General features: G+C 38.1%; 11 protein-coding genes and 1 pseudogene. 8 read left to right on the top strand and 4 right to left on the bottom strand.

What is annotated here, in order from left to right; all coding sequences use genetic code 11:
* Nucleotides 1-229: 229 nt before the first annotated feature.
* Nucleotides 230-5692 carry a family 78 glycoside hydrolase catalytic domain gene (locus NMU02_RS00995; protein WP_255025207.1) on the bottom strand — a complete coding sequence of 1821 codons (5463 nt, stop codon included), beginning with the start codon at nt 5690-5692 and terminating at the stop codon, nt 230-232.
* 367 nt (nt 5693-6059) lie between these two features.
* On the opposite strand from NMU02_RS00995, the gene NMU02_RS00990 reads away from it, so the two are divergent.
* On the top strand, nt 6060-6953 hold the full coding sequence (locus tag NMU02_RS00990) for an AraC family transcriptional regulator (protein WP_255025206.1): 894 nt from the start codon (nt 6060-6062) through the stop codon (nt 6951-6953).
* Nucleotides 6954-6965: 12 nt separating this feature from the next.
* On the opposite strand, the gene NMU02_RS00985 is transcribed toward NMU02_RS00990, so the two are convergent.
* Nucleotides 6966-8303, bottom strand: coding sequence for an MATE family efflux transporter (locus NMU02_RS00985; RefSeq protein WP_255025205.1), 1338 nt, complete (start codon nt 8301-8303; stop codon nt 6966-6968).
* A gap of 148 nt (nt 8304-8451) precedes the next feature.
* Between NMU02_RS00985 and NMU02_RS00980 the strand changes: the two genes are divergently transcribed.
* From NMU02_RS00980 to NMU02_RS00950, 7 genes are all read left to right on the top strand, one after another.
* Nucleotides 8452-9153 carry a DUF4396 domain-containing protein gene (locus NMU02_RS00980; RefSeq protein WP_435521999.1) on the top strand — a complete coding sequence of 234 codons (702 nt, stop codon included), beginning with the start codon at nt 8452-8454 and terminating at the stop codon, nt 9151-9153.
* Nucleotides 9154-9534: 381 nt separating this feature from the next.
* Nucleotides 9535-12192 carry an MBG domain-containing protein gene (locus NMU02_RS00975; RefSeq protein ID WP_255025204.1) on the top strand — a complete coding sequence of 886 codons (2658 nt, stop codon included), beginning with the start codon at nt 9535-9537 and terminating at the stop codon, nt 12190-12192.
* Between the two features lie 158 nt (nt 12193-12350).
* Nucleotides 12351-12683, top strand: a complete 333-nt coding sequence (locus NMU02_RS00970; protein ID WP_255025203.1) for a DMT family transporter — start codon at nt 12351-12353, stop codon at nt 12681-12683.
* Nucleotides 12684-12790: 107 nt separating this feature from the next.
* A complete protein-coding gene (locus tag NMU02_RS00965; protein ID WP_255025201.1) occupies nt 12791-13411 on the top strand; it encodes a DUF418 domain-containing protein in 621 nt (206 codons plus the stop codon).
* A gap of 66 nt (nt 13412-13477) precedes the next feature.
* Complete coding sequence (locus tag NMU02_RS00960; protein ID WP_255025200.1) at nt 13478-14032, top strand: DUF418 domain-containing protein; 555 nt, start codon at nt 13478-13480, stop codon at nt 14030-14032.
* Between the two features lie 174 nt (nt 14033-14206).
* Nucleotides 14207-15055 (top strand): 23S rRNA (adenine(2030)-N(6))-methyltransferase RlmJ, encoded by an 849-nt coding sequence (locus NMU02_RS00955; RefSeq protein WP_255025199.1) that lies wholly within the window; start codon nt 14207-14209, stop codon nt 15053-15055.
* A 28-nt stretch (nt 15056-15083) separates the two neighbouring features.
* The gene (locus tag NMU02_RS00950; protein WP_255025198.1) at nt 15084-15788 is read left to right on the top strand and encodes an SIMPL domain-containing protein; all 705 of its coding nucleotides are present in this window, start codon (nt 15084-15086) and stop codon (nt 15786-15788) included.
* A gap of 102 nt (nt 15789-15890) precedes the next feature.
* On the opposite strand, the pseudogene NMU02_RS00945 reads toward NMU02_RS00950, so the two are convergent.
* Together NMU02_RS00945 and NMU02_RS00940 are read right to left on the bottom strand one after the other, a co-directional pair.
* Nucleotides 15891-16140: pseudogene (locus NMU02_RS00945) on the bottom strand (chromate transporter); the annotation flags it as partial.
* Between the two features lie 271 nt (nt 16141-16411).
* Nucleotides 16412-17389 carry a GntR family transcriptional regulator gene (locus NMU02_RS00940; RefSeq protein WP_354003099.1) on the bottom strand — a complete coding sequence of 326 codons (978 nt, stop codon included), beginning with the start codon at nt 17387-17389 and terminating at the stop codon, nt 16412-16414.
* Nucleotides 17390-17483: the final 94 nt, after the last annotated feature.

Raw genomic sequence — 17483 nt, 5'->3', positions numbered from 1 at the left:
ATCTCATTTTGAAATTCATCAATATATATGCGAAATAATTTAAAGCAAAACATTAAAAAAAGAGAAACGGTAAAACTAAAATATCCCGATATCCACTCTCCGACGCAAAGATATGAAAATTTTCAGAACTGTCTATTCTCCTATTATTTTTCCTTAATTTCAGCTTAAGAAAAGGGGATACCGAAGTTTCGGTATCCCCTTTTCTTCTTATATAAAAATTTACACTGCTTTACTTTTTAAGCACTTTTACCGCCCGTGTTTTCTCACCGGTAATTACCTTAACGAGATAGATACCCGACGACCACCGTGATGAGTCTATCGGAGTATTATCACTTTGTACATGTACCGCTTTTCCAGTAGAATCAACGACGATTATTTGCTGTATTTCTTCATCGGTTGCAATATTCAACATTTGTTCCACAGGATTGGGATAAACCGAGAAAAATTTCGTTTCACTTTTCACAGCGTCTTCCTCTCCGGGATTTACATCGAAGTTATAAGTTCCCGATTTCAGCTCATATTTCGCTTTACCGTCTTTTATTTCTACAAATGTCACACCTTCGGCTTCGGCCACAGGCTTACCGCTTTCGAAGATTTCATCGTTTTCTGAAACTACCGGCAAATATAAGGTAGCGGTTGTATTGGCCGGAATCGTTGCGGTATAGGTAATACGTCCATCGTCTTTACGCGTCCAAGCACTCTTTATATCTCCATAATAAGAATTATAAGTCGCTTTTGCCCACGTAATACGTTCTTGGCCATCGGGGAAGGATGTACGATTATCGGGAGTCGGTTGAAGAATTACATTCTTAAATCCGGGGTTGGATTCATCAGCTTCGATACCGGCTACATAACGATACATCCATTCAGAAACAGCTCCATATGAATAGTGATTAAACGAATTCATCGTAATATCTGAATGGAACCCGCGTTCTTTAGTGTAAGAATCCCAACGTTCCCAAATAGTAGTCGCCCCTTGGTCGACACTGTATAACCAAGACGGATTTTCCCGTTGTAACAGTAGATTATATGCAGTACCGTCTGCACCTAATTGGCTGAGAGTCTGATTCAGGATACCTGTTCCGACAAATCCGGTCTTTAATTTATTCCCGTTCTGTTTAATTATATAATTCAAATTTGCCAATCCTTTCTCTTTTGCCGTCTCAGTGGGGAAAAGATCTAATTTCAGTGCCAACAAATAAGACGTTTGCGAGGTAAGCCTCAATAAACCACTTGGTTGGGTATATCTTTTTTGGAATTCTTCTTTAATTTTACCATACAAGTTTTTATACTCTTCGGCTTTCACGGCATACTCATCATCCGGAGAAGTGCTCAACGCTAACGATATTTTCTCCATCAGTTGCGCTGCATAAGCATAATAACAAACACTAACGTATCTCGAATCGGTAGACTCGAATGCAACCCAGTCTCCATAATTCGTACCAGCACCATTATATTCATAACCGTCGCCCTTCTGATTGGCAAGGAATCCCATGTATTTCTCCATCGATTCATAATTTTCTTCCAAAATCGATTTATCTCCATACATCAAATAAACGGTCCAGGGAACAACAAGTCCGGCTTCTGCCCAAGCTGCATTCCCATAGCCTACCCATGCATGCGGAGCCACATCGGGATATGCACCGTCATTGCGCTGACTGTTTCTCATATCACCCATCCATTTGTGATAGAATGCTTTTACATCGGCATTATAAGTAGCTGCACGAGAGAAAATCTGCGTATCACCCGTCCATCCGAGACGTTCGTCACGTTGCGGACAATCCGTAGGAATACTCAGGAAGTTACCTCTTTGTCCCCAAATTACATTCTGATACAACTGGTTAACAGCAGAATGACTGGTCTCGAAAGAAGAACCTTCTTCTGTTACAGAGCCGACTACTTCTCCGGTAAGAGCACTTATCTCTACCTCCTGCGTGGCAGTTACTTCACAGTAACGGAATCCGAAAAATGTCGTCGAAGGATTATATGTCTCACCAGCTTCATCGCCTTTGAGCGTATAATACATCGTTGCCTTGGCATTTCTCAGGTTAATTGTATAAATACTCCCTCCGGGGCCATCGTCACCACGTTTAGTATCGCCTTTATCGTTCAACATCTCACCGAAACGGAATTTCATCTTCGTTCCGGCTTCACCTTTGGCGGTAAAACGCACCCAGCCGACCATATTTTGTCCCAGATCATAAACAACCGTCTGACCTTTTTTAAGCAGTACAGTTCCCTTTCCATCGATAGTTTTCACTACATTAATCATTCCGTAAGCAGTTCCGGTTTCTTTTGCCCCTTCATAAACTGTAATTGTTTGCGGTTCGCGACGCAATTCGTCACGGACTCTTACCGCAGGACCTACAAATGCAGAAATTTTTCCTCTGAAATCGGTATTAACAGCCGTTTTATACCATTGCGAAGCATCGAACCCGGCAACCGACCAGTCTTTCTCTTTGCGAGCATCGTAACTTTCTCCGTGATATATATCACCCTTCATTACAGGTCCATCGGTAGAAGACAACCAGGTAAGATCTGTTACAACAGTTTCGTTGGAACCATCGGTATACTCTATCAGAAGCTTTGCAATAAAACCGAGTTCGGGACTTCCATACTCGCTATGTGCAATGTCTCCATTCCACCATCCCGATGAAACCTGGGCTCCTATTGCATTCTGGCCTTGTTTGAGTAACTGAGTTACATCATAAGTCGTGTAGAATATCTCTTTTGAATAATCGGTCCAACCGGGTTTCAACTCATCAAAAATCATCGAATTATCCGACTGCAAATGCCCTACACGATCTCCGTTAATGAAAATATCGTATACACCCAAACCCGAAGAATAAATCTTAGCCGATTTTACTTCACGAGCGACATTGAACTCTTTGCGGAACATCGGGATACCCATTGAAGAATTTTGCAAAATACGAGTATCTCCGTTACGGGAATACATTTTCAATTTTTTGTTTCCGTCAACATCGATAACTTCCCCATCTTCAAATTGAGTCGAAGCGTCTTCGAAATTTTCAGAGAAGGTTACTTTTGAAGTTTCCACCCCCTCGACAGTCGTATAAGTGGTAACCTTTACATTATCAAAATAAGCGATTTCATCGGTATTATTGCCAACATAAGCTCTGAATCCGATAAATCCGTTATGTAAATTTGCATCGGTATCTTTAAATGTATCCACCAATACATCATCGATATAAGTTTTAACGATTCCCTCGGCTACTTCTATCTTCAGATGTCTTTCGGTATTCAGTAAATCAGCTTTCGAATAAAAACTACCGATATTAACATCACTGTAATTGGGGTTTCCGCCCGTATAAATATGACGACGTAATAACGGTGCATTGGCATCATCATGGGTATTTACCGCCCACATATACATATTCTGCGTATTTTTGGCCGAGAATATGATACCTGCATTATCTTTAATCAATGTCATATCCATTTCTATCGTATATTTATCGGAAGACTTTTTATCAGAAATCTGCCAAGAATATACTGACATGAACGCTCCCAATACATAAAGACGACCATCTTCGACAGTTCCTTTCGTGAATTTGAAATTGCCTGCATCAGAGAAATCTTCCGAGAACAATTCTACTTCCTGCCCTCCGGTAACTGTCGTTACTTTAAAGTTGTCGTAATAGGCAGCTTCCAATGTAGAACTTGCTTCAGCTTTATCGGCCCTAATTCCTACCAGGCCATACCCATAATTGCCGCCCCTCGGATTTTCACGGGTATCGATCAACTTACCGTCGATATAAGTTTTAGCAACGTTTCCGGTTACATCGATACGCATATTATAAACTTGTCCGGCTTGTATATCGACTATATCGGTAAGATTTACATTATCATGGCAAGCCCCATTGCCGCCTCTCCAAGAATGCGGGCGCAAAAGGGGGTAACCCTTTTCGATATTAATCTGCCACATATAAAAATTTGAGGCATCGGTTTGTCCGAAACAAATTCCAGCCGCAATATCCTTTACCTCGAAATCTACCGAAACTGAATAATCGGAAATAACATCGAGATCGGGTTCTATTTTTTTCTGCCAAACATATACAGTTCCGAAAGCACCTTCCACTTTCAAACGTCCTTCTTCGACCGTACCTCCGTTAAACGCATAATTAGCAGGATCGGAAAAATTCTCGGCAAACAAGATTTCTTCTTTTCCTTCTTTTTCGGTAGTCATTCTAAAATTATCGTAATAAGCTAAATCGACCGTTTCACTTTCTTCTGCTCTATCGGCACGAATACCTAATTTGCCACAGCCATAATTGCCACCGCGCGGATTTTCGCGAGTATCTACGAGAATATCATCGATATAGGTTTTTGCCTCTGTACCTTTAACTTCGATACGCATCGTATATACTTTATTCTTTTCGATATTTATTAAGTCGGTAAGGTCGACATTATCATGACAAGCCCCATTACCCCCCTTCCAGGAATGCGGACGCAAACGGGGGAATCCTTTTTCGATGTTCACTTGCCACATATAAAAATTCTGATCGTCGATTTGCCCGAAACAGATTCCCGCAGCGACATCTACAATTTCGAAATCTACCGATATGGTATAATCGGTTACATCGGCCCATTCGGTAACTTCTTTTTGCCAAGAATATACCGAACCGGATGCTCCCTGTACCATTAATCGTCCATCTTCAACCGTTCCGGCTGTAAACGCAAAATTATCGGGATTTGAGAAATCTTCTGAGAAAAGATCTTTTTCTTTTCCATCTTGTGAAGTAGTTACTTTAAAATTATCGAAATACGATAGTTCTACCGTTGCACTATGCTCGGCCTTATCGGCACGGATTCCTAATTTTCCGAAACCGAAATTTCCTCCACGAGGATTATTACGGGTATCGACCAACACATCGTCGATATATGTTTTCGCTTCATCGCCTACGATATCGATACGCATAGTATATGTCGTATTCGGCTGTATATCGATTATCCCTGTCAGGTCTTTTTCCTCAAGGCAAGAAGCGTTTCCATTAGTCCAAGCATGAGGCCGGAATCTCGGATTGCCGCTCTCGAGATTGATTTGCCACATAAAAAAGTTACTTGCATCGGTCATTCCGAAACAAATACCGGCTGCAACATCCTTTATTTCGAAATCGACAGAAACGGAATAATCCGTTATTTCACCGGGATCGGTATCTTCCGAATCTCCACCATCCGAACCTCCATTCTGGGATATGGTCGTTGCTTTTATCCACTGCGCACCACTCCATCCCGAATCCAATAATCCTGTTTCGAAATAAGCATTTTCGGTCGATTGTACCTGATTACCGTGGTTATCCCATACGGTAACTTGCCAATAATACCGAGTTGAAGGAGACAATGTACTACCGGTATATTCTACATGTACCGAACGATCGGAATCGATCTGTCCCGAATCCCAAACAGAATTAGACCCGGCTGCATCGGTAGAAACTCTTATAGAGTAAGCCGTTTGTACCGTTCCCCTCTCGGATGCATCCAATGCCCAACTGAAATGCGGAGTCGCCACATCGATTCCGACCGGATTCTTCAACGATTCCACACGTAAATTTTTCACTTTAGGAGCTGAATCTGCAGCATAGACCGTTACAGGCCAGCCTATCAGAAACGCTATAAATGCGAACATAGTACTTAATAATACTGCCCGCACAAGCTTTGAAGAATGATACTTCATAAATACTAAAATTTTAAAGGTTAATTGTATTCTTTTTTGATAATATTTTAATAATAGAAAAGGAATCGATTCATCCGGTAAAAGGGATAAAAACTTCGGAGTGGTTAAAATTCATTTTTCATGGTCAGGTCGTTATATTCTTTAACGAGCACATTAAATTATGTGATGTTACGTTTTTTCAAATACAAAAATATAGTACACTTATCAATTCTTATTTTACAAAATGATTTATGTACTCAAAAAAATGATTCCCATATTACATTATTTTGACATAATTATCTATCTTTACCCCAGAACAACACATAACCTATTATAAAACAAATAATTCCGGATCTTATTTCTATATATACCATATATAATCCATACTATGAAAAACGGATTAAACATCAAATATCTGATTGCAAACGAACAAGACATCCAATGGGGACTTACTGTTAATACCGCCGGATACCAACAAGTGGAACCTCATTCTACTTATCCGCCTCGCAACCATCCCAGCCGCTACCTTTTCTCTACCGAAAAAGGACGTATCCTGAATGAATATCAATTATTATATATTACAAAGGGAAGCGGACATTTCATGTCGGCAAATCATAAACGTATCCCGATAAAAGAAGGCAACATGATTTTACTCTTCCCCGGAGAATGGCATAATTACCGCCCCGATCCGAATACAGGGTGGGATGAATACTGGATCGGATTTAATGGAGTGAACATAGATAAAAGAATAGAAACCGGATTCTTCAGCAAACAAAAACCGATTTTCAATTTGGGAATACATGATGAAATCGTCACTCTTTATAAACAAGCCATCGATGTCGCTAAAAACCAAAATACCGGATTCCAGCAAATGTTAGCCGGTATCGTAAATTATATTCTCGGCTATGCCTACTCATACGATCGACATTGCACTTTCGAGGACCTCAAAGTAGTCAATCAAATAAATAAAGCCAAGATACTTTTCAACGAGTTATTGCATACTTCTATACAACCCGAGGCGATCGCCCGTCAGGTAAATATGAGTTACTCGTGGTTCAGACGTATATTTAAGCAATATACCGGTTTTGCACCGGCACAATATCTTCAGGAAATAAGAATCCAGAAAAGTAAAGTATTGCTTACCAATACTTCACAAAGCATAAAAAATATCGCTTATGAAGTAGGTTATGAGAATCCCGATTATTTTTGTACAGTCTTTAAAAAAAGGACCGGGATTACCGCCATGCATTACCGCGAATTCACGCAAGGAAAAAATTTATAGTATCGATACTTTTCAAATACGTTTATCCTCCCATTTTCCTTTTTTAAAATAAAGGTAGGAAAACAACAAGATAAATCCGGCATATATATGCTCTGTTGTCCAGCAAACAGCAACATCAACTCTAAAATGGAAAATAAGAACAGAGACATATCCGATATATATCGCAAGAGTCAGAAGCTCGAGCCATAAAGCGGTACGAGTATTTCCGGTACCCGAAACAGCCTGAAAATATACATTTCCGGGAACAGAAAGCAAATAAGAAGAACACAATACCATAAGAGCCGGAATCGAAGCCTTAATCAATACTGCAGAATCGGTATAAATATGCAAAATCAAAGACGGAAAACAAACAAAGAATAAAAGTAGCGGTATTAAAAAAATATAAGTAATACCGATACATTGTTTCAAAGTACCTTTTACATAACGACTTTCTCCCGCCCCCATCAAGTTACTAATCAGCGTGCTGCATGTTGATGCAAAAGCAATCATGACCATAAAAGGTAAAGCCGATACATTACGAATGATGTTGGATATAGCCAAAGGACGTTCCCCCAAATGCTCTACCGCCAAGAAAAACAAAAACCAAGTAGAAAGAGAAACGAAATTTTGTATCATCGTCCAGAAAGACACATTCAGAATCCTCTTTAATAATTTAGGACGAAATGTCTGCAAATGATTCAACCCGTATTTTTTTACATCTACTCTACGATAAGTATATATAACGAAAAATAAGACTGAAACCAACTCGGCCAATGACGATCCGATCGCCGCACCGGCAATTCCCAATGCCGGAAAACCAAATTTACCGAAAATAAAGATATAATTGAATACGACATTGGACAATACCATGACAACAGAATTGAGAGTAAGGGTCTTTGTCAGCGTTGTACCTACAAAAAAAGCTCTGAACATAACGCCGATAAACGAAAAAAAGAAACCGTATACCCTCCAGTTGATATAACTCACTGTTGCTTCGTAAACGTGGGGTGAGGAAATAATATTTTTCAATATCCGAGGCGAAAAATATTGTGAAAGAGAAAACATAACTACCGCAAGAAAAAGAAGAAAATAAATTCCCTGGTAAAATACACTGCCTATTTGAGTATATTGCCCTTCTCCGTTACGACGTCCGATAACGATTTGCGATCCGATACTAAACCCGAATGCAATCATAAATATAGCCATATAATACACCCCTGCTAAAGCAGATGCACCTAACTCGATCTCTCCTACTCGTCCCAAAAAAGCCGTATCGGTCATCCCGATAAGTTGTTCCATCACCAAACTGATAAGAATAGGATAAGCAATATGAAGAATTTGTTTGTAACTATATTTTTTCTGAGATTTCATAGCCTGCAAAGGTAAAAATTATTCCTTATTCATAATTGTAAAAAATCGCATATTTTAACGGGTTACATAAATGAATTTATTTTATACGAACCAATATATACAATACGCTGTTATTGCATATATTTAAATACAATTCAAACAGTTTATAATGAGCCCGTTTTCTCTTTTACAATTGATATCGTTTATTTTTGTAATGGGTGGCATTTTCACATCGCTTATCCTAACCATCTCTCTTTTCCGTAACCGGCAACCCATGAAAATTATGAATGCCGTATGGATACTTACCGGGTTATGGGCAAGTTTTGCTGCAATACCCGCATATTTCCGGTTAGGATACAGGAAAGATAGAATGGTTATAGGAATAGGAAATAATGGAATGAATATGGATATGAACGAATCTCGCCCCCAATGGCATTCGGTCACACTATCTACATTGCATTGCGGTGCCGGTTGTGTTCTTGCCGATATCATCGGAGAGTGGTTTACCTACTTCATACCTGTCAGTATCGGCGGAAGTGTTCTTATCGGTAATTGGCTCCTTGATTTTATTCTCGCACTCATCATAGGTATTTATTTTCAATATTTTGCAATAAGGCAAATGGAAAAAATCTCAGCCAGAAAAGCCTTCATAAAAGCCGCAAAAGCAGATACCCTTTCTTTAACGGCCTGGCAAATAGGCATGTATACATGGATGGCCATCACTCATTTCGTTATTTTTAGTGGAACTCCTCTCACAAAAACATCATGGACTTTTTGGTTTATGATGCAATTAGCCATGTTTGTGGGGTTTTTCACTTCTTATCCAATGAATATATTACTCATAAAAGCCGGAATAAAAAAAGGCATGTAATATAATTACAGAAAAAACAATTAAAAGTTGTTTATACTACATGAAAGGATGCGATTATTTTTAAATCGATACATCCATATTTTCAATTTATAGATAAATAACCAAATGATCTTTAGTTTTAATGATCTCTATAATAATTCTCGACAAACTACTTTTATACTCAAAACGATATTTCTCAATTATTTAGACCTATTTCTTTATTTCCGGTCTTCTTTTACAAAAAAAAGAAACAATAATATCGGATTTACTAACCTATTTTGTGTAAAATCTTAAATACAGAACATAAATACATAAATTTAGACCTTGTGGCTATCCAATTAATACCTTTACTTTGCAATTTCTTTATCACACATATATATTTATAAACTACACAAAAAGATTATGAACAAAAAATTTACTCTTTTTATTGTTGCCGTTCTGTCGGGCATTGCCAGTTTAACGGCCAATGCCCAGAATATCAAAGGCGATTTCGACAGCCCGTGGGTAAAAGATACGAAAGGAAACGGTGCGCTTCCGGGTATGTATCTGCGTCCCGGCGTTCAACCACAAGGATGGGAAGCTTCTAACGTGCATCAAAAAGTTCTGCTTGCAGTTGAGGATATTTTAGTAACACAAGATGCCGATCGGTTGGGTAAAACCGACGGGTATTCCGTAAAAATGGAAAATAAATCGGTTGGAGTTGCAGCCCTTGGCATTACGTCTCCCGCTCCGGGTTATATCACTTTAGGTACCCCTTGGGTATACGCTATTATGGATCTCTCTGCGTGTGACGGAGGTACAGTCGGGGGTGTCGAATTCGTATCCCGCCCCGACTCACTCGTAGGATTTTATAAAAGAACTCTGGCTGAAGGAACAGAGCCGGAAAATGCGCTTATCCTCGCCTATTTCTGGAAAGGTACCAGCATTTCTAACGTTCCAGTAAATCCCAAGGGGGGGTTAACTTCAGATGAAACCCAAGAAGTACAGGACCAAGACCTTTGTATTTTAGGTAAAAAAGAGGCTGGCGGTAATGCACAACTCATCGGTAAAGCCGAATATATCATCAGCAAAGAATTAAAGGACTGGAGCCGCATCTCTATTCCGGTAGAGTATAATGGAAACACTGCCGCCCCTGAGAAAGCAAATATCATTATTTCGGCATGCAATTACTGGAATCGCAGTGAAATCGTACCCGGAAATAGCCTTTGGGCAGACGATGTAAAATTCATTTATAACACCAAACTGAAATCGGTAACTCTCGATGGAGAAGAGTTAAGTGGTTTCGATGAAGATACTTTCGAATATTTCCTGCCGTATGCCGATAAAGACAAAGAAATAAACGCCCACGCGTATGGCGCCACCGCATCGATAGGAATAAATCAGACCGAAGAGACTGGTGTCGTCGTTAAAACGGTAACGGTTACCTGCAACGAAACAGCCGGTGAAAAACAACTGACTTATACCTTTACATTCAGAGGAGAACCGGCAAAAATCGAAACTCCAACTGAAACTCCCGTATTTATATACGGCGATGCAGCAGATAATATCGGATTTACCTCTAATAGCAATGCACCATTTACATATAAATCGGATAACGAATCGGTGATAAAATACGATAATACAAATAATCAACTGATAGCCGTAGGTGTAGGAACAGCCAATATCACTGCTTACCAATCCGCAAACGAAAACTTCTCTTCTGCAGTGTCGACTCCTATTAACGTAACTGTAAATAAAGCACCGCTGAAAATTTCTATTAAAGATGCCTGGTGTGAACGAGGCGTTTCGGTAAGCGAAACAAATGTAAAGAACGGAACTTGCGGATATACTTTAGTATATGACGGATTTGTAAACGAAGAAAACGAGTCTGTACTTACAACTCCCGTAAAAGTTACCAGTGCAGCTTCCAAAGAACCCGAAACTGTAGGTTCTACACGGGCAGTAACTCTTTCCGCAGCCGCAGCCGAAAATTATGAAATTACATATGCTACAGATCAAACCCTTACGATTAAAAAAACAACTCTATCGGTATATGTAGAATATGCTAATAAAAGCCTTAACTCAATGTACAACTACAAAGAGATTATCGCACCTATAGGCCTCGACAAATGTCCGCTTCATGTCTCATATTTGGGATTCAAATATAACGACGATGCCGCTTCAGTTTTTGGAGAAAATCTTCCTACAGTAAACTGGACAATTCAAAAATCTGATCCTGCTGGTACCGAAGGCACGGCTTCGCTAACCTTCCCCGTTATGGAGCTTGAAAATTACAACATTAAAAATTGTATTCCCGAAGATGGCAAAGTAATTGTAAAAACGGCTCCGAAATTGGAGATCGCTGAAACCGAACTGAACGTAACTTATGGACACGAACCCGTACCTTTGACAATCACGACCGACGAAGGAGCTAAAGTCTATTTCACACCGAAAGAATATACCATTGCAGCAGTAGTTTCTGGAGCTGTAACATTTAAACAAGCCGGTGTAACTTCTATTATTGCTTATATTAGCCCTAAAGGGGAACTGTCGGGTATCGAAAAAGAGATAAAAGTCAATATCGCGAAAGCCCCTCTTACCGTAAAAGCTACCGATGTAGAACTTATCATTGGCAGTGAAGCTCCCGAAACTTTCGAATTAACCTACGAGGGATTAGTAAATGACGATAAAGCCAGAGACGCTTTCCTGACCCTACCAACGGCTGTTTTGGAAAATGAAATTCCTTCGACTGTTAAAGTAGGTGATCAATTCGATATTATCGTTACTCCTGGAATTTCGGTTAAATATGAAGTAACTTATGCTAACGGAAAACTCACAGTCGTTAAAGATTCGGGAATCGACGGTGCAAATGCAGAACAAGGTATTTATGCCTATGCCACAAACGGTAACCTGTATATAAAAGGAAATATCGAATCTTTACCTATAAGTATTTATAACACTCAAGGTGCATTAGTAGGCCGTTATAACGGTAATAACACCGTAATTACTGCAAATCTCGCAGTTAACACAGTCTATATTGTAAAAATAGGTTCTTATGTTAACCGTGTATTGGTAAAATAAGCGACTTTTCTAATTCTCAAAAAACAGGCTTGTACAATAAATACAAGCCTGTTTTTTATTATTCCGACTATCATAAGTTTTAAACATTTTTATAAAACTTCGATTAGACGACAGCATTCACAAAAAACATACCTTTGAACCATTCAAAAATACCGATTATGAAACAATATTTATTTTTACTCTTAGCGATCCTTTGCGAGATCAGTGGGACTTCTACCCTGAAACTATCCGAACAGTTTACCAAATTTTGGCCCAGTGTATTTACGATTGCCGCTTACACAGCCTCTTTCTATTGTCTCAGTATAGTACTGAAAGCCATACCGGTAGGTATTGCCTATGCGATCTGGTCGGGGGCAGGCATCGTATTTATTACTCTTATCGGGCTTTTGTTTTTTAAACAGCATTTAGATTTACCGGCCATAATAGGCCTTTTACTCATCATAGCAGGTGTAATTATCATAAATGTATTCTCTAAAACAGTAAGTCACTAAAAGTATAATACTTTTACTCAAAATCATTATATTTGCAAGACTCAATAGATAATCGAGGAAAACCCATACCCTTATATTCATTCATCACGATAATTTAATATTTTTATATGAATCACACCAATACTATTATACCTAAAAAAAGAATTAATTCAATAGACGCACTTCGCGGATTCGCCTTATTCGGGATTCTTATGTTTCACTGCATGGAGCATTTCGATCTGATGACAATCCCTGTCATCGATTCACCGATATGGCAAACGATTGATAATGGCGTATACTCTGTAATATCTTTCCTTTTTGCCGGTAAAGCCTATGCTATTTTTTCTCTTTTATTTGGTTTGAGTTTTTTTATGCAAATGGACTCACAAGCAGAAAAAGGGATAGATTTTCGTTGGCGTTTTCTTTGGAGATTAACGATATTACTATTATTAGGATACCTCAACGGTCTCGTCTATATGGGTGAATTTTTCGTAGTTTATGCTATTTTAGGTATTATACTTATTCCTTTATTTAAAGTACCCTCTAAATGGCTCATTATCATTGCCGGTTTACTTTTTTTACAAATACCCGATATAATCAGTTTTATATCTTTACTCAGTGGTAAAACACCTAATGAACCCAGTGCTGCGGTCTCCTATATGGATCAGCTATATGTAACATGCGCCGACATATTTACAAACGGCAGTTTAAAAGAGGTTGTCGAATTTAATTCATGGAAAGGTCAGTAAGCCAAACTTTTATGGGTATTTAATAACCTACGGTATCCTCAACTTATAGGACTTTTTATTTGTGGTATGCTCATCGGACGTGCAGGAATACATAAGAGCGAAGAAAAAATGAGAAAATACAGTAAAAAGGTACTTCCTATGAGCATTACGGCTTTCGTATTATTTTATGGGATCTCTCTTATACTCTCTTCAATAGATATAGAAGGATTTGCGCTACGTACAGGAACAGCCTTATTCCGCTCCTACGCATCTCTCGCCCAAATGTTAATTTATATCTGTTGCTTCATCCTCCTTTACTACAATAATTTCAATGCACGAAAGATATTCGATCGAATCGCTCCGGTGGGACGAATGAGTGTAACAAATTACATGGCCCAATCTTTTATCGGTGTATTTCTTTTTTATGGATTCGGAGCCAACCTGGCGGCACAACTCAGTTTTCTGCAATGTATGCTTTTAGGGCTTGTCATTTATGCCGTTCAGGTATTATATAGTAACTGGTGGATAAAACGTTATTATTACGGTCCGATGGAATGGATATGGAGAATCATTACCTGGATGAAGCCGGTTCCCCTCCGCCGCAACGCAACCTCACGGCAAACAGTCGTTGACACTAAATAATGCATTTTACATTGAGAGCAACAACTTAAATTTTATTCAAGATCGTTTTCAAATTTATAATTCCCGATTTGTAAAAACATTATAAAACGATATGAGGATATATAGTCATACACCTTTTACGCAAATACAAACATTTTTGCTATCTTTGATCAATACCTTTAAAAACAAACAGATATGCCTTATACTCATTTCGGTAAACCGGCCGATGTATGGAAACATCTGGCATTATGTGAAATCCTGAATTTCGAAAAACCGAAAACATACATCGAAACTAACTCAGCTTATGCCGATTATCTTTTAGACAATTCACCAGAACGAAAATTGGGTATTTTCCATTTCATCGAAAAAACTACAAATAATCCGGTTTTATCAAAATCTATTTATTATCGACAAGAAAAACCAGCATTAATCCGACAAAAATATTTAGGTTCTCCAGGGCTTGCGATAAATATTTTATCTGAATTATGCAATACATTCATTTTCTTCGATATCGAAAAAAATGCACTGAAAAATATCGATGAATTGGCAAAATCACTGCATATACAAAATAAAATAAATCTCAATAACCGGGATTCTTTATCAGGAATAGACGAATGGTTACCGCAGACATCTTCGACCTCATTGATACACATCGATCCGTATGAAATCGACCGGGACGGAATATCTGGAAAAACATATCTCGATATTTTCATCGAAGCTGCAAAAAGAAAAGCGAAATGCCTTTTATGGTACGGTTTCAATACTCTTAATGAAAAACAGCGACTAAATAAATACATTTTGTCGGGACTATCGGGACTATCCGGTTGCCATTTACATTGTATAGAACTGATCATGAAAAATATCGGCAAAGATACGCCAACTTGCAACCCGGGAATTTCAGGCAGCGGCTTACTTTCCTGTAATCTTTCCGAAAAGTCATTATCCGCCATAGATTCATATAGTATGCAAATGGTCGACATATACGAAAATACTCGGTACAAAGGAAACAGAGCCGATATTTATATGGAAAAAATCATCGATTAAAAAATATCAACTATTCAAATACCGCTTTATGAAAAAGATCGTATCTACCATAATTCTACTATTAGCTTTTACTCTCCCTCTTTTTGCACAAGATAATAACGTACGGTATATCGAAGTCACAGGCAGTTCTGAAACAGAGGTCATCCCCGATGAAATACACTTTATTATACAAATAAGAGAATATTGGAAAGAAGAATTCGAGAAAAAGAATAAACCAGAAAACTACAAAACCAAAGTACCGCTCTCTGAAATTGAAAAAAATTTAATGCAAGTTCTCCAGACTGCCGGTATCAGGAAACAAGATATCCATATTCAACAAATCGGAGACTATTGGCGGGAAGAAGGAAAAGATTTTCTGATCAGTAAAAATTTCGATATCACGGTAAAAGATTTCGGAACCATCGATAAAATTGTTAAGAATATTGACACAAAAGGAATACAAACGATGAGAATCGGCGAATTGAAAAACAAAAATATAGCCGATTATCGTATTAAAGGAAAAATCGCCGCATTAAAAGCCGCCAAATCTAAAGCAGAATCTCTAACGAGTGCTCTGGGAAAACAATTGGGCGACGTATTACGCATTACCGAGATAGATGACAAAAATCAATATTTTTTCCAACCACAAATCTCATTGAACAGTAATATATCTTTTACGGAAGATAATCATTGGAATAATTTCAGAACCATTAAACTACGATATGAGATGACAGTACGATTCGAAATCAAATAGAGCCTTTACCCGATAATTTACGTTTACCAGTAAAATATTAGCCGGCTATACAAATTATCAATATCGGATGTATATTGTATTTTCATAACAAAAGAAAAGACGCGGCAAAATAGAGCCCAGCGTACAAAACAAACTTTTCGGCAGTTTATTAAGTTTGTAACCGACAGAAATAGATATATTCACCGCAAAAACTCCCGGAAGAGATTGTGTCACTGTAAAAGATCGATAAAATCATTTTTTCCCAACCATCCGCAAGCAACGATTTCCCGTTCGATGAGCGGAATCATAGCATATCCGCCACGATTGTAAACATACCGATTTTCACGAATGTAAAAAAAAGAGGCCAATACATATATAGGAATGTTTCAATATAAATAAGTAATTCTCTATGAAAATTCAACGCAAAACGACTTGAATCTGGAGTAACTTCTTTTTTCTCTTTCTAAATAGTCTCTCATTTCATTACAGGAAGTAAAGATACTAATTGAATCGGGAAGTGAATATACCTACAAAAAATACACTCCGATTTTCAAGCTACCGAAATCCTTTTTTTTAATCATATTCCCTCCACATCCAAAAATATAAATTCAATAAAATATCTTCTTCCCTAAAAGATCCCATTTTTATAACGATTTACGGATATCAAGTTTCCACGGATTTTCGATTGTCTCGATCGTTTTCTTGTTTATAAGTGCGGCCATCGTACGTCCCATTTGTTTAAAATCAGTCGATAAGGTAGTAATTCCTCCTGCCAAAATTTCTTTAAGGGGAGTATCGTTATAAGATATAATGCCAAACTCTTTACCGGGCGTAAGATTTTGCTTCGACGCTTGTTTCAATAAATCTACAAGGTCTCTGTCGTTTACCACCATAAAAACGTCCCCTTCTTTTATAATGCGTTCGTGAGTTGTACCGATATAACGATGTATAAAATCGTATTCGGTACAAAAAATACGCAATCCCGTGTACCTTTCAACCGGTTCTTTACGATCTTTCTGTACCATAATGATTCGTTTGTATTTTCTGAGATACCCTAACCCCGAAACCAATGCTTCGTACGTATCTTTCTCGAAATTTTGAGCAACCGAAGAATACTTCCCCTTTAATTCGGGATGGAAATGATCTAACAAATAAACATTTCCCGACAATGAAGATAACAAAGATCCTATTCCTTCGAATTTCCCCGGCATAATAACATAAGAAGTATATTTATCATTCGCTTCATTTATTAATGTCTCGAAAACTTTTCGGTTATAATTATGAAAATAAAGATCGACATGAGCCGACTTTCCAACCGAATCCATAAAAGAATTATATAAATCTTCTTTAAATTCATTGAATTCGTTGAATAATAAAAAAATATTATGTACCGACGAAACCCGTGTGCTCATAATATAATACCCAACACCAGGATTGGAACCGATAATACCCTTAGATTTCAATTCCCGAATACCGGCAAAAACAGTATCCCGAGATAATCCGAACAGTTTTCTGAAGTCATTAATCGAAGGAATCCAATCTCCTTTTTTGTAAGTACCTTTACAAATCCCTTCGATAACATAATTAACAACCTGTTTATATTTCGATTCATTCATAAAAATATATTTTTATTCAAAAATACACAAAAACATTCGAACTGGTACGAACTGGTATATGTTTAAAAACATACCTACCGGTATACATCTAAAACATGTA

The organism is Coprobacter tertius (assembly GCF_024330105.1).
Taxonomy (GTDB): domain Bacteria; phylum Bacteroidota; class Bacteroidia; order Bacteroidales; family Coprobacteraceae; genus Coprobacter; species Coprobacter tertius.
Note: the sequence above shows the minus strand (reverse complement) of the source record. Positions and strands in the feature narration are given on the sequence as shown.